This is a genomic window from Maritalea mediterranea, from assembly GCF_021568695.1.
GTDB lineage: Bacteria > Pseudomonadota > Alphaproteobacteria > Rhizobiales > Devosiaceae > Maritalea > Maritalea mediterranea.
Map to the genome: position 1 here is coordinate 79,885 of NZ_JAKGTI010000005.1, position 24,056 is coordinate 103,940.

The 24,056-nt window shown below is 55.2% G+C and carries 19 protein-coding genes; 15 read left to right on the top strand and 4 right to left on the bottom strand.

The genetic code is table 11. From position 1 onward, the window contains the following. Positions 1-7: 7 nt before the first annotated feature. From sdhD to lpdA, 13 genes are all read left to right on the top strand, one after another. The gene (gene sdhD / locus L1I42_RS16020; RefSeq protein ID WP_236115752.1) at positions 8-388 is read left to right on the top strand and encodes a succinate dehydrogenase, hydrophobic membrane anchor protein; all 381 of its coding nucleotides are present in this window, start codon (positions 8-10) and stop codon (positions 386-388) included. Between the two features lie 6 nt (positions 389-394). Continuing rightward, on the top strand, positions 395-2,200 hold the full coding sequence (sdhA, locus tag L1I42_RS16025; RefSeq protein ID WP_236115753.1) for a succinate dehydrogenase flavoprotein subunit: 1,806 nt from the start codon (positions 395-397) through the stop codon (positions 2,198-2,200). Between the two features lie 102 nt (positions 2,201-2,302). Next, positions 2,303-3,079, top strand: coding sequence for a succinate dehydrogenase iron-sulfur subunit (locus L1I42_RS16030; protein WP_236115754.1), 777 nt, complete (start codon positions 2,303-2,305; stop codon positions 3,077-3,079). A 39-nt stretch (positions 3,080-3,118) separates the two neighbouring features. Beyond that, on the top strand, positions 3,119-3,385 hold the full coding sequence (locus L1I42_RS16035) for a hypothetical protein (RefSeq protein WP_236115755.1): 267 nt from the start codon (positions 3,119-3,121) through the stop codon (positions 3,383-3,385). Positions 3,386-3,541: 156 nt separating this feature from the next. Then, the gene (locus L1I42_RS16040) at positions 3,542-4,159 is read left to right on the top strand and encodes an AprI/Inh family metalloprotease inhibitor (protein ID WP_236115756.1); all 618 of its coding nucleotides are present in this window, start codon (positions 3,542-3,544) and stop codon (positions 4,157-4,159) included. A gap of 26 nt (positions 4,160-4,185) precedes the next feature. Then, positions 4,186-5,334, top strand: a complete 1,149-nt coding sequence (zapE, locus tag L1I42_RS16045; protein WP_236115757.1) for a cell division protein ZapE — start codon at positions 4,186-4,188, stop codon at positions 5,332-5,334. Positions 5,335-5,461: 127 nt separating this feature from the next. Continuing rightward, positions 5,462-6,424 (top strand): malate dehydrogenase, encoded by a 963-nt coding sequence (gene mdh / locus L1I42_RS16050; RefSeq protein ID WP_236115758.1) that lies wholly within the window; start codon positions 5,462-5,464, stop codon positions 6,422-6,424. Between the two features lie 42 nt (positions 6,425-6,466). Then, positions 6,467-7,663 carry an ADP-forming succinate--CoA ligase subunit beta gene (sucC, locus tag L1I42_RS16055; RefSeq protein WP_236115759.1) on the top strand — a complete coding sequence of 399 codons (1,197 nt, stop codon included), beginning with the start codon at positions 6,467-6,469 and terminating at the stop codon, positions 7,661-7,663. A gap of 3 nt (positions 7,664-7,666) precedes the next feature. Then, entirely contained in the window at positions 7,667-8,578 is a 912-nt protein-coding gene (gene sucD, locus L1I42_RS16060; RefSeq protein WP_236115760.1) for a succinate--CoA ligase subunit alpha, read from the top strand. Between the two features lie 135 nt (positions 8,579-8,713). Further along, on the top strand, positions 8,714-11,695 hold the full coding sequence (locus L1I42_RS16065) for a 2-oxoglutarate dehydrogenase E1 component (protein ID WP_236115761.1): 2,982 nt from the start codon (positions 8,714-8,716) through the stop codon (positions 11,693-11,695). 23 nt (positions 11,696-11,718) lie between these two features. Next, entirely contained in the window at positions 11,719-13,263 is a 1,545-nt protein-coding gene (gene odhB / locus L1I42_RS16070; protein ID WP_236115762.1) for a 2-oxoglutarate dehydrogenase complex dihydrolipoyllysine-residue succinyltransferase, read from the top strand. Between the two features lie 81 nt (positions 13,264-13,344). Continuing rightward, complete coding sequence (locus tag L1I42_RS16075; RefSeq protein WP_236115763.1) at positions 13,345-13,977, top strand: LysE family translocator; 633 nt, start codon at positions 13,345-13,347, stop codon at positions 13,975-13,977. 55 nt (positions 13,978-14,032) lie between these two features. Further along, on the top strand, positions 14,033-15,439 hold the full coding sequence (lpdA, locus tag L1I42_RS16080) for a dihydrolipoyl dehydrogenase (RefSeq protein WP_236115764.1): 1,407 nt from the start codon (positions 14,033-14,035) through the stop codon (positions 15,437-15,439). 57 nt (positions 15,440-15,496) lie between these two features. On the opposite strand, the gene L1I42_RS16085 is transcribed toward lpdA, so the two are convergent. The 4 genes from L1I42_RS16085 to L1I42_RS16100 all read right to left on the bottom strand — a co-directional run bounded on the left by L1I42_RS16085 (position 15,497) and on the right by L1I42_RS16100 (position 20,589). Continuing rightward, positions 15,497-16,117 carry a class I SAM-dependent methyltransferase gene (locus L1I42_RS16085; protein ID WP_236115765.1) on the bottom strand — a complete coding sequence of 207 codons (621 nt, stop codon included), beginning with the start codon at positions 16,115-16,117 and terminating at the stop codon, positions 15,497-15,499. A 12-nt stretch (positions 16,118-16,129) separates the two neighbouring features. Beyond that, positions 16,130-17,137, bottom strand: coding sequence for a TraB/GumN family protein (locus L1I42_RS16090; RefSeq protein WP_236115766.1), 1,008 nt, complete (start codon positions 17,135-17,137; stop codon positions 16,130-16,132). 48 nt (positions 17,138-17,185) lie between these two features. Next, entirely contained in the window at positions 17,186-18,151 is a 966-nt protein-coding gene (locus L1I42_RS16095; RefSeq protein WP_236115767.1) for a DMT family transporter, read from the bottom strand. 1,508 nt (positions 18,152-19,659) lie between these two features. Next, positions 19,660-20,589 carry a tyrosine recombinase XerC gene (locus L1I42_RS16100; protein WP_236115768.1) on the bottom strand — a complete coding sequence of 310 codons (930 nt, stop codon included), beginning with the start codon at positions 20,587-20,589 and terminating at the stop codon, positions 19,660-19,662. Positions 20,590-20,793: 204 nt separating this feature from the next. Between L1I42_RS16100 and L1I42_RS16105 the strand changes: the two genes are divergently transcribed. Then, positions 20,794-21,558, top strand: coding sequence for a TenA family protein (locus L1I42_RS16105; RefSeq protein WP_236115769.1), 765 nt, complete (start codon positions 20,794-20,796; stop codon positions 21,556-21,558). 98 nt (positions 21,559-21,656) lie between these two features. Beyond that, positions 21,657-23,837: a primosomal protein N' gene (locus L1I42_RS16110; protein ID WP_369413111.1), complete on the top strand. Its 2,181-nt coding sequence runs from the start codon at positions 21,657-21,659 to the stop codon at positions 23,835-23,837. Positions 23,838-24,056 lie beyond the last annotated feature (219 nt).

The following is a 24,056-nucleotide window of genomic DNA, read 5'->3' on the forward strand; positions in this document are numbered from 1 at the left end:
GCTAAAAATGAGTTTTCGTACACCTTTATCGCGGGTGACCGGGCTTGGGTCTGCCAAAAGCGGCACTGAGCATTTCTGGAATCAGCGCCTGACGGCCTTGGCCAACGTGCCGCTGATGCTGTTTTCGATTTGGCTGGTGATCACACTGGTTGGTGCGGATCGTGCTGAAATGGTGAGCACTTTCGCCAATCCTTTTATCACTGGCTTTGCCATTCTCACCATAATCTCGGCCTGCATCCATATGCGCTTGGGATTGCAGGTGGTGATTGAGGACTATGTGCATACAGAGAGCACCAAATGGTTGTTGTTGATGCTCAACAGCTTTTTCGCCTTTGGTGTGGCGATTGTCGCCATTGTGTCTCTATTGAAATTGAGTTTTGGAGGTTAGGCCCGCATGGCACTCAAAGGCGATTATAAAATTATCGACCACGAATTTGACGTGGTGGTTGTCGGCGCCGGTGGCGCGGGATTGCGCGCCACGCTGGGCATGGCCGAGCAGGGCTTGCGCACAGCGTGTGTAACCAAAGTATTCCCAACCCGCTCCCACACGGTGGCGGCGCAGGGCGGCATTGCGGCATCTTTGGGCAATATGGGCCCCGATAGCTGGCAGTGGCACATGTATGACACGGTAAAGGGCTCTGACTGGCTGGGCGACAATGATGCGATGGAATATCTCGCACGTGAAGCGCCAAAAGCGGTTTATGAGCTTGAGCATTATGGTGTGCCCTTCTCGCGGACTGAAGAAGGCAAGATCTATCAGCGCCCCTTTGGCGGCCATATGCAGAATTATGGTGAAGGCCCGCCAGTGCAGCGCACATGTGCGGCGGCGGACCGGACGGGTCACGCGATTTTGCACACGCTTTATGGCCAGTCTTTGCGCAACAATGCGCAGTTCTTCATTGAATATTTCGCTACCGATTTGCTGATGAGCGAAGATGGCGAGTGCCAGGGCGTGATTGCCTGGAAACTGGACGATGGCACCATTCACCGTTTCCGCGCCAAGCAAACCGTTTTGGCGACGGGCGGTTATGGCCGTGCTTATTTCTCTGCCACCTCTGCTCACACCTGCACAGGTGATGGCGGCGGCATGGTGGCCCGTGCGGGCTTGCCATTGCAGGACATGGAATTTGTGCAGTTCCACCCAACCGGCATTTATGGCGCAGGCGTGTTGATCACCGAAGGTGCGCGCGGTGAGGGCGGTTATCTGACCAACTCTGAAGGCGAGCGTTTTATGGAGCGTTATGCGCCGAACGCCAAGGATCTGGCGTCACGTGACGTGGTTTCACGTTGCATGACCATGGAAATTCGCGAAGGCCGCGGGGTTGGCCCGAACAAGGATCACATCTTCTTGCATCTTGATCACCTTGATCCTGATGTGTTGGCGGAGCGTTTGCCGGGCATTACCGAAAGCGCGAAAGTGTTTGCTGGTGTTGATTTGACCCGCGAGCCGATCCCTGTGATCCCAACCGTTCACTACAATATGGGCGGCGTGCCGACCAATTATTGGGGGGAAGTGTTGAACCCTACAGCCGATGATCCGGACGCGATTGTGCCGGGCCTGATGGCCGTGGGTGAAGCAGGTTGTGCCTCTGTGCACGGGGCGAACCGTTTGGGCTCCAACTCGCTGATTGACCTGGTGGTGTTTGGCCGGGCAGCGGCGATCCGCGCAGGCAAAGTGGTGGACAAGGAAGCCGCTGTGCCGGACGTGAATGAAGCCAGCTTTGAAAAATCCATGGAGCGTTTTGACCGGTTGCGCTATGCGGACGGGTCGATTTCCACCGCGCAATTGCGGGACAAGATGCAGCGCGCCATGCAAGAAGATGCGGCCGTATTCCGCACCGAAGAAACGCTGCAATCAGGCGTTAAACGCATGACCGAAATCTGGGGTGAAATGGCCGATGTGAAGGTGCATGACCGCTCCATGATCTGGAACACGGATCTGGTGGAAACGCTGGAGTTGGAAAACCTGATGGCCAATGCGATGACCACGGTTGTATCGGCTGAAGCGCGGAAAGAGAGCCGCGGGGCGCATGCGCGGGAAGATTATCCTGACCGTGATGATAAGAATTGGCGCCAACACTCCATTTCGCGTCTGTCTGAAGATGGCAGAGTGGAGCTTTCTTTGCGTGGCGTGCACGTGGACCCGATTTCTGAAGAGGTTGATTTGAAAAAAATCGCCCCGAAAGCCCGGGTCTATTAAGATGCAGCTTCGTTTTGGCCAACAAAAACCGGCTGATGCCGTTTCTGCGATCCGGGCGGGCAAAATGCGCGCCGATCGCAAAGATTATTAGGGAGCCTTGATATGGTTCAACTGACCCTGCCGAAAAACTCGCAACCCAAAAAGGGTAAAACCTGGCCAAAACCGTCAGGCGACAAAGTGCGGGAATTTCACATTTACCGCTATGATCCGGACAGCGGCGAGAATCCGCGTATCGATACTTATTTTGTCGATCTGGACGATTGTGGGCCGATGGTGCTGGATGCACTTTTGTACATCAAAGACAAGATTGACCCGACATTGACCTTGCGCCGCTCTTGCCGCGAGGGGATCTGTGGTTCCTGCGCCATGAATATTGGCGGGTTGAACACATTGGCCTGCACCAAGGGCATTGACGAGTTTAAGGGCGCGATCAATGTCTATCCGTTGCCGCATATGCCAGTGGTGAAAGATTTGGTGCCTGACCTGACCAATTTTTACGCTCAGCACCGCTCCATCAAGCCATGGTTGCAAACCAAAACACCTGAGCCGCGCACAGAATGGTTGCAGGCGCGGGAAGATCGGGAAAAGCTCGATGGGCTTTATGAATGCATTCTTTGCGCCTGTTGCTCCGCGTCTTGCCCGAGCTATTGGTGGAATGGCGACCGTTATTTGGGGCCAGCCGTGTTGCTGCAGGCCTATCGCTGGCTGATCGACAGCCGGGATGAGGCCACCGGCGAACGTCTGGACGATCTGGAAGATCCGTTCCGGCTCTATCGCTGCCACACCATTATGAACTGCGCCAATACCTGTCCGAAGGGGTTGAACCCGGCCAAGGCGATTGGCGAGATCAAGAAAATGATGGTTGAGCGGGCCGTTTAACTGTTAGACTGAAAGCCGCCTCCTTGAGGCGGTTTTCTTTTGAAAGGGCATGAGATGGGCCTGACCACCATTGCAAAAATTGATGATCTGGGCGAGGCGCGCTTGCTGATTTTGGCGCTTAAATCGCATGGATTTCATCCGATTGAGGGGGATGAGGTGGGTTTGGCCGGCTTTGCCGGGGCCATTGGCCCCTCTGGTGTGCCGATCATGGTGCCCGGCGGCGAGGCGGAAGATGCCAAATTGCTGCTGGACAGTCTGCGCGAAGACTTCAAAAAAGACAGCTCGGCCGATCCATCGGGCCAGTAGACGTAAACTCGCCACATTCCTGACTAGAACAAAGAATGGCCTATTGCGCCGAACAGCAGCGCGTTGATGGCGTTAGGGCTTGACAAATTTATGGTTGATAACGTTTTAACCTTTTTCAAGCAGGCTTAAGCACATTCGCACAAAGGAGACCCGTGCATGGCGAAAAATATTGTGAAACTTGTTCAACTGGGGTGCGTTGTCAGCATCATCGCGCTTGCCGGGTGTACAACCACACGCTCGCCATTTTCCTCGTCTTCTCGCAATGCCCCTCCACCGGAGCAATTGACGCCGGTGAATACGGGCACCGTCAATCAGTCTGAATTGCCGCCCGTCGATGGCAGCCAGCCGCAATCGCAAGATCCGCAATTGGCCGACAGCCAGGCGCAGAATGGTGAAGCGGAATCCTTGTTTGGCGAGCAGGACGGGTCGTTCGTGTCGCTGAATGATGTGAATGAAAACACCAATGTGGCCGGGCGCGATCTGACCGGGCCGCTGACCGTGTTGAAATTGTTGGGCGTCTGGACCGTGCAGGCGGGGGATGAGACCTGCCGCTTGAATCTGACCCAGTCGGCCAAAGGCTCAACCGGGCGCTATCGTGCCTCGGCGCCAAATTGTGCCGTGCCCTCTATTGCTGCCGTTAGCTCCTGGCAATTGGCGGGCAATCAGGTGCAACTGTTCAATGAGCAAGGCCAAATGATTGGCAATCTGTTGAAAAATGGCGAACGTTTTGTGGGCACCATGGCCGGTGGCCAAGGCGTTTCCATGGTCGGATAGTCCTTCCAGCCCAATAAAGGCTCTTTATGGCGCAGTCATTTTTCGCGCATTATCAAAAGCTGGTTGATGGTAAGGTGCTCAAGCCTGATCCGGCGCAGGCCGAAATTGTGCGTCAATTTGATGAATTGGCCCGGCAATTGCAGGCGCATCAGCAGGACAAGCCGAATTTCTTTCAGCGCCTGATGGGGCAAAGCCACGCGGATGACGCGCCAGATGGGCTTTATATCTGGGGCGATGTGGGCCGCGGCAAAACAATGCTGATGGATTTGTTTTTCAACCATATTGAAGTTGAAAAGAAACGCCGGGTGCATTTTCACGAATTTATGGCCGAGGTGCATGAGGCGATCGCCGAATTTCGCAAAAGCGAAAAAGGCAAGGATAATGGTCGCCGTGATCCCATTCCCCATGTGACCGCACCCATTATCGATGAAGTTAAACTTCTCTGCTTTGACGAGTTTCACGTCAATGACATTACCGATGCTATGTTGCTGTCGCGGTTGTTTGATCAATTGTTTGCGGCTGGGCTGGTGGTGGTCGCCACCTCCAATGTGCCCCCCGATCGGCTCTATAAGAACGGATTGAACCGTCAACTCTTTGTGCCTTTTATTGATTTGCTCAAGCAAAAAACCAAAGTGTTGCAGCTGGATGTGGATCATGATTATCGCCGCGAAAAGCTGGAAGAACAGCCGATCTATTTCTTTGGCCATGATGAGGCATCGCGCAAGGGGCTGGACCGGGTTTGGAACAATCTCACCGGCAGGCAGGCCGGTGAGCCGGAAGTGATCAATCTGCAAGGGCGCAGCTTTGAAGTGCCGCAGCAGGCGCTTGGGGTGATGCGAATCGGCTTTAAGCAATTATGCGAGGCGCCGCTTGGCTCGCGGGACTATTTGCGGCTGTCGCACCACTATCACACCTTCATTATTGACGAGATTCCCTATCTTGACCGGGCGCGCAGCGATGCGGCCAAGCGATTTATCCTTCTGGTGGATACCTTATATGATCGCGGCTGCAAGCTGGCGGCGTCTTTTGCCGCGCCTCTGGAAGAGTTAAGTGGCGATGATCAAACGGCTTTTGAATTTCAGCGGACCCTCTCCAGATTGATGGAAATGCGCTCGCTTGAATATTTGGGTGCGCCGCTCAATGATGTCGAAGACGCGGAGGAGCGTTCAGCATAGACGGAATAGCGCTGGAAACGCTGGATTTGTGAAGCAACTAATACGAAGGGTTCACTTGCACAACTAGTCACTTAGCGTTATTGAGGAACTGGAAACAACTTACTTTACCTATAGGGAAACTTGGGAAATGGCTCGTAAAAAAATCGCTCTGATTGGCGCCGGACAGATCGGTGGCACCTTGGCTCACCTGGCTGCAGCGAAAGAACTTGGTGATGTGACCTTGTTCGATATTGTTGACGGTGTGCCACAAGGCAAGGCACTGGACCTGGCACAATCTGGCCCGGTTGACGGTTTTGACAGCCGGATGAAAGGCACCTCTGAATATAAAGATATTGCTGGCGCGGATGTAGTGATCGTGACCGCCGGCGTGCCCCGCAAGCCCGGCATGAGCCGCGATGACTTGCTGGAAATCAATTTGAAGGTGATGGAGCAGGTTGGCGCAGGTATCGCGAAATATGCACCGGATGCTTTTGTGATCTGCATCACCAACCCGCTTGACGCCATGGTCTGGGCGCTGCAGCGCTTTTCCGGTTTGCCTGCCAATAAAGTTGTGGGCATGGCTGGCGTTTTGGATAGCTCGCGCTTCCGTCACTTTATCGCGGATGAATTTGACGTGTCTGTACAAGACGTAACCGCGTTCGTATTGGGCGGCCACGGCGACACGATGGTGCCATTGACACGCTATTCTACTGTTGCCGGCATTCCATTGACTGATTTGGTCAAAATGGGCTGGATCACCAAAGAGCGTTTGGAAGAAATCGTTCAGCGCACCCGCGATGGCGGTGCAGAGATTGTTGGTCTGTTGAAAACAGGGTCAGCTTTCTACGCCCCAGCAACATCTGCCATTGCGATGGCTGAAAGCTATTTGAAAGACAAGAAGCGCGTGCTGCCTTGTGCGGCCTACCTTAAAGGTGAGTTTGGCGTGAAAGGCATGTATGTGGGCGTGCCCACAGTGATCGGCGCAGACGGCGTTGAAAAGATTGTCGAGATTTCTCTGAGCAAATCCGAACAAACCATGTTCGATAAGTCTGTCGCATCCGTCGATGGTCTTGTTGAGGCGTGCAAGAAAATTGCACCGAAATTGGCGTAACGCGCGCTTTAAACTCAATCGCGAAACCAACGGAGTGATGCGATGAACATTCATGAATATCAGGCCAAGAAGCTCTTGGCCTCCTATGGCGCGCCAGTGGCCAAAGGTATTCCTATTTTTTCAAAAGAAGAGGCGCGCAAGGCGGCTGACGAATTGGGCGGCCCGCTTTGGGTGGTGAAAAGCCAAATTCATGCTGGTGGCCGCGGCAAGGGCAAATTCAAAGAATTGCCTGAAGATGCCAAAGGCGGCGTGCGTCTGGCGTTCACCAAGGACGAAGTTGATGCCCATGTGGAAGAAATGCTGGGCAACACATTGGTGACCAAGCAGACCGGTCCGGACGGCAAGCAGGTTAACCAGCTATATCTGGAAGATGGCGCGGATATTGACCGCGAACTTTATCTTTCATTGTTGGTGGATCGCGCTTCTGGCAAAGTGGCTTTTGTGGCCTCCACCGAAGGGGGCATGGACATTGAAGCAGTGGCGGAAGAAACCCCTGAGAAAATCCACAATCTGCCGATTGATCCGGACACAGGCGTCACCGAAGCTGATGCGTCAGCGCTGTGCGACGCGTTGAAGCTGGAGGGGGATGCCCGCGCGGACGGGATGAAATTGTTCCCGATCCTTTATAAGGCCTTCACCGAAAAAGATATGAGCCTTTTGGAAATCAACCCGCTGATCGTGATGGAAGACGGTCATTTGCGCGTGTTGGATGCCAAAGTGTCATTTGACGGCAATGCCCTGTTCCGTCACCCGGATGTGGTGGAACTGCGCGATTTGACCGAAGAAGACGAAAAAGAGATCGAAGCCAGCAAATATGATCTGGCCTATATCGCTTTGGACGGCACCATCGGCTGTATGGTGAACGGCGCTGGTCTGGCCATGTCGACCATGGACATCATCAAGCTTTATGGCGAAGAGCCGGCCAACTTCCTTGACGTGGGTGGCGGCGCGAATGCTGAAAAAGTAACGGCAGCCTTTAAAATCATCACGGCGGACCCGAATGTTAAAGGCATTTTGGTCAACATCTTTGGTGGCATTATGCGCTGCGACGTGATCGCGGAAGGCGTTTTGACCGCGGTGAAAGATGTGGGGCTCAATGTGCCTTTGGTGGTGCGGCTTGAAGGCACCAAGGTTGCGGAAGGCAAAAAGCTGATCGAAGAGAGTGGCTTGAACGTGATCCCAGCAGATGATCTTGACGATGCCGCGCAGAAAATTGTTGCTGCAGTGAAAGGGGCGTAACCAATGTCTATTTTGATCAATAAAGATACAAAAGTGTTGGTTCAGGGCCTGACCGGTAAAACAGGTACGTTCCACACTGAGCAAGCACTTGCTTATCACGGCACCAAAATGGTCGGCGGCATTCACCCGAAAAAGGGTGGCTCGACCTGGACAGGTAATGTGGGCGATGGCACACAGGATCTGCCCGTGTTTGCCAGCGTTGCAGAAGGCAAAAAAGAAACCGGCGCCAATGCGTCAGTTGTTTATGTGCCGCCTGCAGGTGCAGCCGCTGCGATCATGGAAGCAATTGAAGCTGAGATTGAGTTGATCGTTTGTATCACCGAAGGCGTGCCTGTGATGGACATGGTGAAGGTGAAAGCAGCGCTTGAGAAATCAAAGTCGCGTTTGATCGGGCCAAACTGCCCCGGCGTTTTGACACCGAACGAATGTAAGATCGGCATTATGCCCGGTAACATCTTCTCCAAAGGTTCTGTGGGCATTGTGTCTCGTTCCGGCACCTTGACCTATGAGGCTGTGTTCCAGACCACCAATGCAGGCCTTGGCCAATCCACAGCTGTGGGCATTGGCGGTGACCCGGTGAAGGGTACAGAGTTTATCGACATGCTCGATATGTTCCTGGACGATGATGAAACCGAAAGCATCATCATGATTGGTGAAATTGGCGGGACCGCGGAAGAAGAGGCTGCCGAATTCATCAAACAAGAAGCCAAAAAAGGCCGCTCCAAGCCAATGGCTGGCTTTATCGCTGGTCTAACAGCCCCTCCAGGCCGTACCATGGGTCATGCGGGTGCTGTGATTTCCGGCGGCAAAGGCGGCGCGGAAGACAAGATTGCCGCGATGGAAGATGCGGGCATTAAAGTGTCTCGCTCGCCCGCCAAAATCGGCGACACGCTCCTTGAGGTTCTCAAGGGCTAAAACATAAATTATTGCGCGGGGTTAGCGTTAATTGAAATCTAACACCCCCCGCGCAATACTCAAATGGCACGCAGCTCGTGACAGCTGCAAATCTTGAATAGGGGACGACGAGGCCACTCCTCGCCAGGCAAGTCAATGACACGACAAGAACAGAACTCAGCGTTTCTGCTCACTTCTTTTCTCTATGGCGGCAATGCCGATTATATTGAAGAGCTTTACGCCCAATACCAGGATAATCCCGCCAGTGTTGACGAGACATGGCGGTCTTTTTTTGCCGAATTGAAGGACAATGCGGACGATGTGAAGAAAAGCGCGTCCGGGCCTTCATGGGAACGTAGCGACTGGCCACGCGCCGAAGGCGGCGAACTGGTGGCGGCGCTGGATGGCGATTGGGGCCGGTTTGAAGCCAAAGCCGCCAAAGTGGCCAAGGATAATGCCAAGGCCAACGGCGTGGCGATTGATCCGAGCCAAGTGCAGCAAGCAACGCGAGATTCCATCCATGCGATCATGATGATCCGTGCTTATCGGATGCGTGGCCATTTGCATGCGGATCTTGACCCGCTGAATTTGACCGACCGGGCCCATGCGCCGGAGCTTGATCCGGCCAATTATGGCTTTAGCGAAAAAGATTATGACCGCAAAATCTTCATCGATTATTATCTGGGGCTGGAATATGCCACCATCCCGGAAATGCTGGAGATTTTGAAGCGGACCTATTGTTCGACCTTCGGCATTGAATTTATGCACATTTCCGATCCGGAAGCCAAAGGCTGGCTGCAGGAGCGGATCGAAGGGCCGGACAAAGAGATCGCCTTCACCAAGGAAGGCAAGATCGCGATTTTGAAAAAACTGGTCGAAGCGGAAGGTTTCGAGAAGTTTTTGGACGTGAAATATACCGGCACCAAGCGCTTTGGTTTGGATGGCGGCGAAAGCCTGATCCCGGCCCTGGAGCAGATCATCAAGCGCGGTGGTGCGCTGGGTGTTAAAGACATTGTGTTGGGCATGGCACACCGCGGGCGCCTCAATGTGTTGACCCAGGTTATGGGTAAAACCCACCGGGCTCTGTTCCACGAGTTTAAGGGCGGTGCGCCGCATCCGGACGATGTGGAAGGGTCAGGCGATGTTAAATATCACCTTGGCGCCTCATCTGACCGCGAGTTTGACGGCAATAATGTGCACTTGTCGCTCACGGCCAACCCGTCTCACCTGGAGATCGTGAACCCTGTGGTGTTGGGCAAAGCCCGCGCCAAGCAGGATCAGCACAATGCCGAAGATGGCATTTTTGTACCGCCAAAATCCACAGATCGATCATCCGTTCTGCCGCTGTTGCTGCATGGTGATGCGGCATTTGCCGGTCAGGGCGTTGTGGCCGAATGTTTCGGCCTGTCCGGCCTCAAAGGCCACCGTACAGGCGGCTCGATCCATTTTGTGATCAACAACCAGATCGGCTTTACCACCGCGCCGATGTATTCGCGCTCCTCGCCATATCCAACCGATGTGGCGAAAATGATTGAAGCGCCGGTGTTCCATGTGAATGGGGACGATCCGGAGGCGGTGACATTTGCGGCGAAGATCGCCATCGAATATCGCCAAAAGTTCAAAAAGCCGGTGGTGATCGATATGATCTGCTACCGTCGTTTCGGCCACAATGAGGGCGACGAGCCGTCCTTCACCCAGCCGCAAATGTATAAGGCGATCCGCTCACATCGCACCACCTTGCAGACTTATGCCGACAAATTGGTTAAAGAGGGCGTGGTCAGCGAGAAGGAAGTAGACAAGTTCATTTCAGACTGGCGCAGCCATCTTGAAGAAGAGTTTTCCGCTGGCGACGAATATAAGCCCAACAAGGCTGACTGGCTGGATGGGGCCTGGAAAAACATCAAACATGCGGAAGATGGTGCGCGGCGTGGCAATTCCGGTGTTGAAGTGGATCAGTTGCGCGAGATTGGCGAACGGATCACGGACATTCCAGAAAATTTTGAAGCGCATAAAACCATTAAGCGCTTTATGAAAAACCGCAAAAAGGTGATCGAAGCGGGTGAAGGCATTGACTGGGCGTTGAGTGAGGCCCTTGCCTTTGGCACGCTGGTGACCGAGGGGCATCCGGTGCGCTTGTCCGGTCAGGATTGTGAGCGGGGCACCTTCTCGCAACGCCACACCGTGTTGCACCATCAAGAAGATGGCAGCCTTTATACGCCGTTGAACAATATCAAAGAGGGCCAGGCCCGCTATGAAGTGATCAACTCCATGTTGTCCGAAGAGGCGGTGTTGGGCTTTGAATATGGCTATTCACTGGCCGAACCCAATGCGTTGACGATCTGGGAAGCTCAGTTTGGTGACTTTGTGAACGGCGCACAGGTGGTGATTGACCAGTTCATCTCCTCGGGCGAGCGCAAATGGCTGCGCATGTCCGGTTTGGTGATGATGCTGCCGCATGGCTATGAAGGCCAGGGGCCGGAACACTCTTCCGCCCGTCTGGAGCGTTTCTTGCAGCTTTGTGCTGAAGACAATATGCAGGTGGCGAACTGCACCACCCCGGCCAACTATTTCCACATTCTGCGCCGTCAGTTGAAGCGTGATTTCCGTAAGCCGCTGATTTTGATGACGCCAAAGAGCCTGCTGCGCCACAAGCGCTGCGTCTCTTCACTGGAGGAAATGGGGCCAAACTCCACTTTCCACCGTTTGTTGTGGGATGATGCGGAAACACCTGGCGGCAAGACCGACATCAAGCTGCAATCGGACGATAAAATCCGGCGCGTGGTGCTGTGTTCCGGCAAGGTTTATTACGACCTGTTGGAAGATCGTGAAAAGCGCGGCATTGACGATGTGTATCTGATGCGGTTGGAGCAGCTTTATCCGTTCCCGGCCAAAGCGCTGCATGATGAGTTGTCACGCTTCAAAAATGCTGAAATTGTGTGGTGTCAGGAAGAGCCGAAAAATATGGGCGCCTGGGCGTTTATTCAGCCTTATGTTGAATGGGTGCTTGAGCAAATGGATCGCGCGGGTGAGCGGCCACGCTATGTGGGTCGTGCGGCCTCTGCCTCTACGGCAACCGGCCTGATGCGCAACCATTTGGCCCAGTTGCAGGCCTTTTTGGATGAAGCTTTTGCCGACTAAAGCAGATTGGATTGGGAGAATATATGTCTAAAGACATTAAGGTGCCCACATTGGGCGAAAGCGTAACCGAGGCCACCATTGGCCAATGGTTCAAAAAAGTCGGCGATCCGGTAAAAGCGGATGAACCGATTGTGGAACTGGAAACAGACAAAGTGACCATCGAAGTGCCAGCGCCCAGCGATGGCACTTTGGAAGCGATCAGTGCGGAAGTGGGCGAAACCGTTGAGGTTGGTGCCCTGATCGGGGCGATCGGCGCGGGCGATGGGGCCGCGGCTGAAACGCAAAGCACTGATGACCAAGATAATGATGATAATGCCGAGACAAGCGAGGCTTCGATGGCTGACGAAAACAAATCTGGCGATGACGCCGAAATAATCGAACTTTTGGTGCCCAGCTCAGGCGAATCGGTGGTGGAAGCCGATGTGGGCGAGTGGTTCAAAAAGGTTGGCGACAGCGTAGAAGCTGACGAAGCCGTGGTGGAGCTGGAAACCGACAAGGCGGCCATGGACGTGCCCGCTCCGCAAGCCGGTAAAATCGTTGAGATCGTGGCGGAAACCGGCGAAACCGTTGAGGTGGGTGCTGTGTTGGCCCGCATCGCTGTTGGCGAAGGCGCAGCGTCTGCCCCGGCGCAAAGCAGCGCGCCGAAAGAAGAGAGCAAGAGCGAAGCCCCAAGCGACAGCGGTGATATGCCACCGGCTCCATCCGCTCAAAAGATGATGAAGGAAAAAGGCGTCGATGCCGGCGATGTTGAGGGCTCTGGTAAACGCGGGCAGATCCTGAAAGAGGATGTGATGTCGGCCGTGTCCAATATGGGCAGCGAGAAAAAAGACAGCGCACCGAAAAAATCTTCTGCGCCACGCGAAGCGGGTGAAGGTGAAGAGCGGGTGAAAATGACCCGGTTGCGCCAAACCATTGCGCGCCGCCTGAAGGATGCGCAAAACACCGCCGCCATGCTGACCACCTTTAATGAGGTGGATATGAAGCCGGTGATGGATCTGCGCAAATCCTACAAAGAGCTGTTCGAGAAAAAGCACGGCGTTAAGCTCGGCTTTATGGGCTTTTTCACCAAGGCGGTCTGCCATGCGTTGAAAGAAATCCCGGCGGTGAATGCCGAGATTGATGGCACCGACATCATCTACAAGAACTTTGCGCATATTGGCGTGGCCGTGGGCACCGACAAAGGTTTGGTTGTGCCGGTGGTGCGCGATGCGGATCAGATGAGCATTGCTGAAATTGAGCAGGAAATTGGCCGGTTGGGCGTTGCCGCCCGTGATGGCGAATTGTCCATGGCTGATATGCAGGGCGGCACCTTCACCATCTCCAATGGTGGTGTTTATGGCTCCTTGATGTCGACCCCAATTCTCAATGCGCCACAGTCCGGCATTTTGGGCATGCACAAAATTCAGGAACGTCCTGTGGTGGAAAATGGCGAAATCGTCATCAAGCCGATGATGTATCTAGCGCTGTCTTATGACCATCGGATTGTGGATGGCAAAGAAGCCGTGACCTTCCTGGTGCGCATCAAGGAAAGCCTTGAGGATCCGCAGCGTTTGGTGCTGGATCTTTAATGAATTAAAGAGGCGCGATCAGGTGATGGCGCCTCTTGATTAATAAGCGTTGGCAAAACGCAGTTTTTAGGGACGCGTCTTATGGATGCCTATTGGGTTGAATTTTTGGGGCTGATGGCTGTGTTTGGCTTGGCGGCCATAATGCCGGGCATTGATTTCACCATGGTGCTGCGCCAGTCGATCGCCAATGGGCGAAAGGCGGGCATTTTCACCAGTCTGGGCATCGCCTCGGCGGTGTTTGTGCACGCCACCTACACCATTTTGGGTGTGGGGCTGATCATTTCCCAATCTATTCTGGCGTTCAATATTATCCGCTTTTTGGGCGCGGCCTATTTGCTTTATCTGGGCATTCAGTCTTTGCGCGCCCCGGCACCGGAACCGGCCAAGCTGGATGTGGGCGCGGTGAACGCGACCCAGAGCATTTTCAAAAGCTTCGGCATCGGGTTTTTGACCAATTTGCTGAACCCCAAAGCGACGATTTTTTTCGTGTCGGTCTTCACCACTTTGGTTAGCCTCAGCACACCGATTGCGGTGCAGTTTGGCTATGTCAGTGTGATGGCGTTGGTGCTGTTCAGCTGGTTTGCGCTGGTGGCGATCTTTTTCACCACCCCGAAAGTGCGGGCCGGGTTTTACGCGATGGGCAAATGGTTTAACCGCGCCACCGGCGCTGTGCTGATCGGCATGGCGGCGAAAGTGGCGCTGACGCAGAGATAAGTTTTAAGAGGGCGAGTGCATCGCCTCAATCAGGGTTTAGACAAGAGAGGCATTTATGTCAGAACAATTTGATCTCACCATTATCGGCACCGGCCCGGGCGGCTATGTGTGTGCCATTCGCGCGGCGCAATTGGGCATGAAGGTTGCGGTTGTTGAAAAACGCGCCACCCATGGCGGCACCTGTTTGAACATTGGCTGTATCCCGTCCAAAGCCCTGTTGCACGCCTCCGAGCTTTATGAAGAAGCCGGGCATAATTTTGCCAAGCTGGGCATTGCGGTGGACGGGCTGAATGTGGATTTGCCCGGCATGCTCAAGCACAAAGACGACACGGTGAAAAGCAACACCAGTGGCATTGAGTTTTTGTTTAAGAAAAACAAGATCACCGCGTTCCACGGCTGGGGCAGCATTGAGGCGCCGGGCAAAGTGAAGGTGACCCCGGATGAGGGCGACGCCCAGGTGATTGAAAGCAAGCATATTGTGATTGCGACCGGCTCAGATTCTGCGAATTTGCCCGGCATCGAAATTGATGAAAAACGCGTGGTAACTTCCACTGGCGCCATCGATCTGCAAGAAGTACCAGAAAAAATGATTGTGGTCGGCGCAGGCGTGATCGGGCTGGAGCTGGGCTCTGTCTGGGCGCGTTTGGGGGCTGAAGTCACCGTGGTCGAATTTTTGGATCGCATCCTGCCGGGCATGGATGGCGAAGTGGCGAAAAACTTCCAGCGCACACTCAAAAAGCAGGGCTTTAAGTTCAAGCTGTCCACCAAAGTGACCAATGTCGACAAGTCTGGCGACAAGCTGAATGTGACGGTTGAGCCTGCCGACGGCGGCGAAGCCGAAGCGTTGGACGCAGATGTGGTGCTGGTCGCCATTGGCCGCACACCTTACACCGAAGGGCTGGGTCTTGAAGAGGCTGGCGTCGAATTGGATGAACGCCGCCGCGTGAAAACTGACGATCATTACAAGACCAATGTGGATGGCATTTACGCCATTGGCGATGTGGTCGCTGGCCCGATGCTGGCGCACAAGGCCGAAGATGAAGGTGTGGCGCTGGCCGAAATTTTGGCCGGTCAGGCAGGGCATGTGAATTATGATGTGATCCCCGGCGTGGTCTATACCAACCCGGAAGTGGCGTCTGTCGGCAAGACCGAAGAGGAGGTCAAGGATGCCGGCATCGAGTACAAAGTGGGCAAATTCCAGTTCACCGCCAATGGCCGCGCCAAAGCCATGCTGGCGACCGACGGGTTTGTGAAAATCATCGCCGATAAAAACACCGACCGTGTGTTGGGTGCCCATATTGTGGGCAAAGGCGCTGGCGAAATGATCCACGAACTGGCTGTGCTGATGGAATTTGGCGGCTCAGCCGAAGATCTGGCCCGCACCTGCCACGCCCATCCCACCATGTCCGAAGCCGTGCGCGAAGCCGCGATGGGCTGTGGCGATGGCACCATTCATATGTAGATTTTTGTCTATTTGCGAATTTATAGATGCCGGGTTTCGACCCGGCATTTTTGTTTGTTATTTCTGTGCCAGCAATAATGTCATGTCGTAGCAGTCCGGGTCTTCTGATACAAAGTCGACGACCGACATCCCACACGCAGCGAGCCGGTCTCGATATTCATCGGGCGACAGGCTGGCATGATAGATTGGGTCGTCGCCCACTTGGCCCACCACTTCGCCCTCGTCTGGTCCTACGGTCAGCAACAACGCCCCCTTTGGTTTCAGGTGCGCGGCCAGTTGTGGCAACAGGGCGCGCTGCTCGGTTTTGGTGAGGTGGAAAAAACTGTTCCAGCCAATGATGCCGTCAAATTTTTCGGGTATATCCATCGCCCGCATATCGGCCACATGCCACACGCCCTGGATCAGGTTTTGTTGCGCCATGGCAATCATCGAGGGACTGACATCAAGCCCGGTCACTTGCGCGCCTTGCGCCAGCAGATAGGCACCGATAGGCTGACCCGCACCGCAGCCCAGATCGAGAATTGCGGGGTTAGGCGGCAACAGCTTCAAAAAGCGATCCAGCCAAGGGGCCTCCACCAGCGCCTTTGGGCGCTGGGAGACAAATTTGGCGGCGTTGCGCTCATAGATTTCAGCCGTCTGCGCCGCCAATTCTGCCAAGTTGGCCTTGTCTGTCGTCATTTTTGAGCCAGCCTAGCGGTTCAGCGGCACGCGCGTGACGGCAAAGCCATCATTGCGCAGGCCTTCAATCAGACCGGTATCGCCGATCAGATGCAATGCGCCGACGGCAACAAAGGTGGATTGCTCATCCATCAGCCGGGCGGCATTTTCCACCATCAGCTCATTGCGCGCATCCAGCAGCGCTTCCTGGAATTCGGCCCAGTCATCCTCCATCCCGTCATATTGACTTGTGAAGTGCAATTGCACCGGGATAATCATGCCGATTTGCTCTTTGAGGTAAAGCTCATTCATGGTTTGCAGCACCGCATCATAGAGCCCTTCTTCATAAAGCCGGGCCACATTTTCGATGGAACGGATAAACATTTCCTCATTGATGGAGGAAATGGATTCGAGCTGGCTTTCCACTGTTTCAAGGCTGACCACCGGCACGTCCGCGCTCTTGGCCAGTTCCACCAATTTCATGTCCAGCACCTGCGCCATCGGCCCGCCCCATTGCATGTCGCATTGGGTAAAGGAGAGGGTTGTGGCCCCGATCCAGGGCTGGAGCGGATTGATAGTATCAAAATCCATGCCCAGATCGTTGAGATAGGCGTCAATAGATTGCACTGTACTTTCCGCCAAATCGTCGGCCAGCGTTTCGCCCTGTGGTTGCAAAATCAAGTGCGGATTTTTGCCGATAATCGCGCCCACGGCGCTGGGGTCATCTGCGTTTTCAATTTCCACGGCCACCACTTCGGCACTTTCCAATGCGGCTTGCACATTTGCGGGCAGGTCCAGAATGCGCGGATCAGCCTTGTGCAGCGTGCCAAACACATAAGATGTGTGCGGTAGTGATTCATGGCTCACCTCCCAGAACACGCCTTCGGGGTTGGCATAGTGTGCGGCTTCGCGTTGCAGTGTCTCAAAAGCGGCCGGATCATTCTGCTGCAACTCGGCCACCAGATCGCGGGTTTCGCAGGCGGCAAAGGCGAAGCTGCTGGTGAGGGTGAACACAAGGCTGGTGAAAAGTAGTTTTTTCATAAAAATATCTTTGCTGGTTGGCTCAAAGGATCAAAGCATATCTGCGCTTTATGGCTGTTTTTTGAGTTGGGCCGCGCCCGCGGGCAATTTGCGGGCACGGTGGTCCAGATGAGTGAACAGCAGGACGCCGCACAACACAAGCGCCGCGCCCACCCCGTGATAGATGGAAAAGGGCTCGCCCAAAATGGTGATGGCGAGAATGATCGTGACGATGGTGGACACGTTCCCCAGAACGGCTGTCGGTTCCGGCCCGACCATACCAATGGAGATGGAGATTAGATAGGCAGGCGCGACAGTGGAAATGGTGCCGATGGCCAGCATCAGCCACATGGCCCGTTCTGAAAGGATCAGATCGTTAAATTCGTGGGTGGCCAGAAAGTGTAGGATCACCATGCCGCCTGCTGCACTCATGGCGATTGAGGTGAACAGGCGTGCCCCGATCTGATCGATCAATGGTTTGGCCAGCAATTGATAAATGGCAAAGGCCAGCGCCGCGCCCAGCACCAGCAGCGCGCCGATCACTGTATCTTCCCCCTCCAGCTGCAAATCATGGGCAAAAATGATTGCTAGGCCGCCATAGGAAAGGCCGAGGGCAATCATGGCCGCCATGCTGATTTTACGTCGATGCCATAGCGCGCCCAGCACCACGACAAAAATCGGGTAGGTCAATAGGATCAGTCGATCGAACTGAGCCGAAATATAATTGAGGCCGGCAAAATCGAGATAGGAAGCAACATAATAGCCCATCACCCCGACGGCGCAGGCTTTGGCCAGCATGCTGCCACTCAGGACGGGCTGGCCGCCATTGTTTGCCTTTTGCTTGCGGTAGCCGAAATAACCGATCACAGCAAAAAAGGGCACCGCTATAATCATGCGCCAGGTCAGCGTGGTGACCGCATCCACATTTTCCAGAAGAGCCAATTTGATCACAATGCCCTTGGTGGAAAAGAAGCTGGCGCCCAATGCACCAATGAAATAGCCCAACAAACGATTGGGGGCGGCAGATGACGTCATAGGGAAGACCTTGGCTGGATATGCGGGACTGATCAGATCAGCAATCTGATGCCAAGTAAACGCCTCAAGCTGCTTAGGCGCAAGCCCCGATTAACTGAAAAGTGCCTATGTGGCGCAAAGGCTGACCACCAGCAACGCCCCACCGGCCAGGGAAAATGAGGACCCTTGTGTTGCGCCATTTCCAGCAACCGCAAGCCAAGGGTTGGCGCCAGCCCGTCCGGCGGGAGGGCAGAAAAACGGGAGTGCAGCGCGCGATGGCGGCGCCAAAATTTGCTGTGGGGATGGTAGGGCCGTAACCAAATCCCTGTCATTGCAAGACTTGATCTTGCAATCCATTTGCGACCGGCCACACCGCACCTCGTCGAGGCAAAACCACAACCTTTGATTGTTTCCAGTCCAATCCAGAAATTTTCTGATTCAAAAATCCAATCTGGTTAAAGCATTGAATGTGCCCCACAATTCTCCCCATTGTGCCCAATGGTTGTCTCATTTTATCCTAAAACTCACCGACAACCTTATCCCCGTCCCGAAAAGCCGTGGTAAAATCGTGCCATCTTCTGCCCCAGGCGGTTGTCGACGGACAACGGGGTATATCTGTTTCCCTATCTCACAATCGACAGGGATAAAAAACAGATGAAAGAAGAAGCGGTTGGTGGGACGGACGCGGCACACCGCGCTTTCAGCAAGATTTCACCCGACACCGAGGGTGGGCCGTGCATGAATATGCAGCGGTCGGGACTATCGGGTCAGCACCCCGCGCAATCAGGCTGAAACGTGAAAAACGCTGCTGGCGCGAGATGGGTCAAAGCTCATTTTTCTGCGCAAAATTGCGAGTTTTGCACCATCTCGTGCCCCGCAAATTCTATCCCCTGAATGCGTCTGGCATGTCAGGCGTTTGGGTGTGCTTATTTGGATATGAAGGGTTCAGTTTCATCCATGGTTGAGTGGCGGCATTTCTCCTCCCGTTGGGGCTGGGCACCCAACCTGCGCGGACGTGGCCAAAAAGTTGGCCGGCGTTCTCTCGCCGTGCTCGTCCGTGCATTTTCGCTGCAGACTATTGCCGAAGTGCCATTCCCATTCACCGACGTCACCCCGGACTTGATCCGGGGGCCAAGCAGTATTGGTGAAGGTGCACGACATGCGTACTTTTATTCTACCGCCACAGCTACATGGATTACCGGATCAAGTCCGGTAATGACGTGAGAGGGCGAGGCGATGCCCCGCACATTATAAAAGCGGGCACCAAACGGCGGGGGTGCCGGGGACGGGAGCGAAGCGAGCGGTGGCGGCGCGAAAAAAGGGCCGGGGGTGCCGGGGACGGGAGCGAAGCGAGCGGTGGCGGCGCATAAAGAAGCCGGGGGTGCCGGGCCAGCCAGTCCGGCGCGAGGCAGAAAATGTGAGCAAAGCGAGCGGTGGCGGCGGGAAAAAGAGCCCTGCCAGCCGCCCGGCGCGAGGACCGAAAAAGCGAGCGCTGCGAGCGACGGCGCAACAAATGCCCGTCAAAATATCTAAGACCGTGGATGTGCTTTCAGATAGGCATCCATCAGATGGGCGCTGTCGATTTTGGTGTAAATCTGGGTGGTGGAGAGCGAGGCGTGGCCCAGCAATTCCTGAATGGCGCGAAGGTCGCCGCCGGCGCCCAGCAAATGCGTGGCAAAGGAATGGCGCAGGGCGTGGGGGGTGGCGCTGGCGGGCATGCCGAACGCGGCGCGCAGCTTTTGCATTTTCAATTGCACCAGACGGGCGCGCAACGGGCCGCCCCGCGCGCCGCGAAACAGCGCGTCGTTCGGCCCGGGCTGATAGGGGCATTTGCGGCGATAATCGGCTATGGCCTCGTAGATGGGCTGGATCACCGGCACCATGCGCACCTTGCCGCCCTTGCCAGTGATGCGCAGGGCCTCGTTGCCGTCAATATCTGATGGGGTGAGCGACAGGGCTTCGGCGATCCGTAAGCCACCGCCATAGCACAGGGCCATCACCGCAATGTCGCGGGCGGCGATCCAGGGTTCCTCGTCCAAAACATCGCCATCCTCAATCATGCGCTTGGCATCGATGGCGGTAAGCGCTTTGGGCAGCGATTGGTCCTTCTTCGGCGCGCGGATGGCGTTGAGGCTGTCGGGTGTGGCCCAACCTTCCTTGGCGAGGAACTTGTAAAAACTTTTGAGGGCGGAGAGGCTGCGGGCGATGGAGCGGTTCTTGGCGCCATTGCTGCGTTTATGCGCCAGAAAGGCACGCCAGTCGGTCGGGGTTAGGTCCTGCAAATGCTTGGTTTGCACTGGTTCGCCCAAATGCCCGACCAGAAAATGCAGCAACTGATCGAGATCGCGTTCATAGGCGATCAATGTCTGCTCTGACAGGCGGCGCAGCGAGCTGAGTTCATCAAGCCACATATCGCGCCATTGGCCGACCTGTTTGGAATAAAGCATATCATTTGCCATGGGTGCGCCCGTTCGTTGGATTGCGTGGATTATACAATCAAGGGCTTACCAAAGCGCAAATGGAAAAGCGTTTGCCTTGAATTGACTGAAGGCCGGGTGTGACCAAAGGTGGGATAAATTACGACCTATACAGGTTCAAATCCACCCGTCAGAATGATTGGCATTTGAACCCCGATATTTATGTTTCTAATTGAGGATATTATTTTGAGAAATAACAGATCCATTGGTGATGTCAGCCAAATTGCAAAAGACTTCTCCCTTTCTACCGCGCCACCGCCTGCCAATTCATTGTTTTGGGAAATGTGGAACCAAAACATTGTCCAGGAAAATGCGCAATCCACGTTAAACCTGCCTTATCTTCAGGGCATCAATAGTGGGCTTTTGGACCCCAATGATTATGGTGGGTACAATGTGGCGGATGCCTATTATTGTTTTAATGGCGCAGACGATTATCAGGCCGCGGCGGCCAAAGCCCCGTCAGGGTCGGCGCTTCAGGCATTTTTGAACAAGAAGCTCGCGGGCTACCAGAGATACAATGCGACCTTCCCCAGCACCTGGCATGTGGCCAGCGCTGCCGATGTGACGCCGCCGGAAATCACCAAGGCCTATTCCGACTTTGAGCGGAAGGTGGTGGCTCAATATGACCCAGTTTATGCGATCATTGTGATGTTGCCCTGTGAATATTTGTGGGCCTGGTTGGCCTCGCAAATGAATTCGCCAAGTTCGCAAAATGTGTATGGCGGCTGGATTACCGGCAATAATGATCCAAGCGGGGCCTATGCGATGGGCAATTTTCTGGTGCAGTATCAGGCCGCAAATCCAGGTGTGATTGATCAGACATTGGCCAACAACATCTATGCCTGGGCGAATTTTTATGAGTATGCCAATTTCAGCGCGGCCACCAATACGCAGATTGCTGATCCAGACATTCTGGGCTTAACGCCACTACCTGATCTCGTGTCGGCATAAGCCTGAACGGTCGCAAGTCATTACACGCGCTGCAAATATGGCTGACATTTTGGCCAAATCTCCTTAGCCTTGGCCAAAACGAATCTCTTGGAGCGCGTGTGAGCCAAATAGCATCTGACATTGTGGCGGTGATGGTGAATGTGGCCGTGGATGGCTCCTATTCCTACCGGGTGCCGCATCATATGCAGGTGGAACGCGGGTCCATTGTGCAGGTGCCGCTGGGGCCGCGCAAAGTGATGGGCGTGGTGTGGGGCGAGCCCAAGGACAAGGTTGCCCATAATCGGCTGCGCGATATTGAGCATATATATGACACGCCGCCGCTGACCGACGAATTGATGAAGCTGGTGGATTGGGTGGCCAAATACACCTTGGCGCAGCCGGGCATGGTGTTGCGCGGGGTGTTGCGCTCGCCCGAAGCGTTCGAGCCCGAAAAGCCGGTGACCGTTTATCAATTGACCGAGATGCGCCCGGAGCGGATGACCGCGGCACGGCAGCGGGTGATTGAGACCATGGAAGATGGATTCTCCTGGGGCAAGACGGCGCTGGTGGGCGCCAGCGGGGTATCGCCCTCGGTGATTGACGGGCTGGTGAAGCAGGGCGTGCTCGAGCAGCATTTTGTGCCGCCGCCGCCCATCGTAACCCAGCCGGATGCGGACCATAAGCCGCTGGACCTGAATGAAGAGCAGCGCGCTGCTGTGGATCAGATCACGGGCAACGGGTTTTATCAGTTCGGGGTGTCGCTGCTGGATGGGGTGACCGGCTCGGGCAAAACCGAAGTGTTCTTTGAGGCGGTGGCCGCGTGCTTAAAGGCGGGACGGCAAGCCGTGATCCTGCTGCCGGAAATCGCGCTGACCCACACCTTCCTCGAGCGGTTTGAGCAGCGCTTCGGCGCGCGGCCCGGCGAATGGCACTCAGATATGACGCCGGTGCAGCGGGCGCGCATGTGGCGGGCCGTGGCGCGCGGCAAGGTGCAAGCGCTGGTGGGGGCCCGCTCGGCCCTGTTTCTGCCGTTCCCTGATTTGGGGCTGATCGTGATCGATGAAGAACATGATGGCGCGTTCAAACAGTCGGACCGGGTGAACTACCACGCAAGAGATATGGCGGTGGTGCGCGCCAACCTGACCAAGGGGCATGTGATTCTGTCCTCCGCGACCCCTTCGGTGGAAAGCCGCAACAATGCGGATCAGGGCCGTTACACCCATGTGAAAATGCTGGGCCGGTTTGCCGAGGCGACGCTGCCGGATATTACCGCCATCGATATGCGGGAGGAGGGACCGGAAAAGGGCGAGTGGATCGCGCCGAAATTATCGCGGGAGATATTTTCTGTGCTGGACCGGGGCGAGCAGGCATTGCTGTTTCTCAACCGCCGGGGCTATGCGCCGCTTACGCTATGTCGATCTTGCGGCCATCAATATCAATGTCCCGATTGTTCGGCGTGGCTGGTGGAGCATCGCTTCCGTGGCGTTTTGACGTGTCACCATTGCGGCCATGAAATCGGCGTGCCGAAAGAGTGTCATAAATGCGGGGCGGACGATTCGCTGGTGCCGATCGGGCCGGGGATTGAGCGTATTGCCGAGGAGGCGGCGAAACGCTTTCCCGAGGCGCGTCGGGTGATCTTGTCGTCGGATATGGGCACCATGGCGCAAACCAAGGCGCGATTCGAAGAAATTGCGCGTGGTGATTATGATTTGATCATCGGTACCCAATTGGTGGCCAAAGGACACCATTTCCCCAAATTGAATCTTGTGGGGGTGCTGGATGCGGATTTAGGGTTGGCTCATGGCGACCCGCGCGCGGCCGAAAAAACCTTTCAATTGCTGACCCAGGTCACCGGGCGCGCGGGGCGCACGGGCAAGTCGGGTCGGGCTTTCCTGCAGACCTATGTGCCCGAACATGCGGTGATGCAGGCGCTGGTGCGTGGGGACCGGGAAGCGTTTTATGCCCATGAGATCAAGGGCCGCCAACTGGCGGGCCTGCCGCCATTCGGTCGTTTGGCGGCGCTGATCATTTCCGCCAATGAGCATGATGTGGCCTTTAATTATGCCCGGGCCTTGGCGACCCTGGCACCAAAAACGCCGGATGACGCGAAGCTGAGATTGTTTGGCCCGGCGGATGCGCCGGTGGCGATGGTGCGGGGGCGCCATCGGGTGCGGCTGCTGGTGCAGAGTGAAAAGCAGTTTGACCTGTCCGGCTATGTGCGATTCTGGCTGGATGAAGGGCCGAAACCGACCGGTAATTTGAGGGTTCAGGTGGATATCGACCCGATGAGCTTTTACTAGAATTGTCGGGCAAAAATGACCCTGAAGTGCGACAATTTGTCAAGCTTTCATGATTCAAGGCGTGAATCTGAAGAATCCGCCCAAAGTTGGGCATGAAAATGGCCCCGGCATATTGCGCACCCGAAAGCCATGTGATAGACGGTGCGCGATATTTGAGGGGGATCGACAGGTCCAACTGTAAACACCACTGAATTTTGTGCCGCGTTTGCAAAGTTGTTC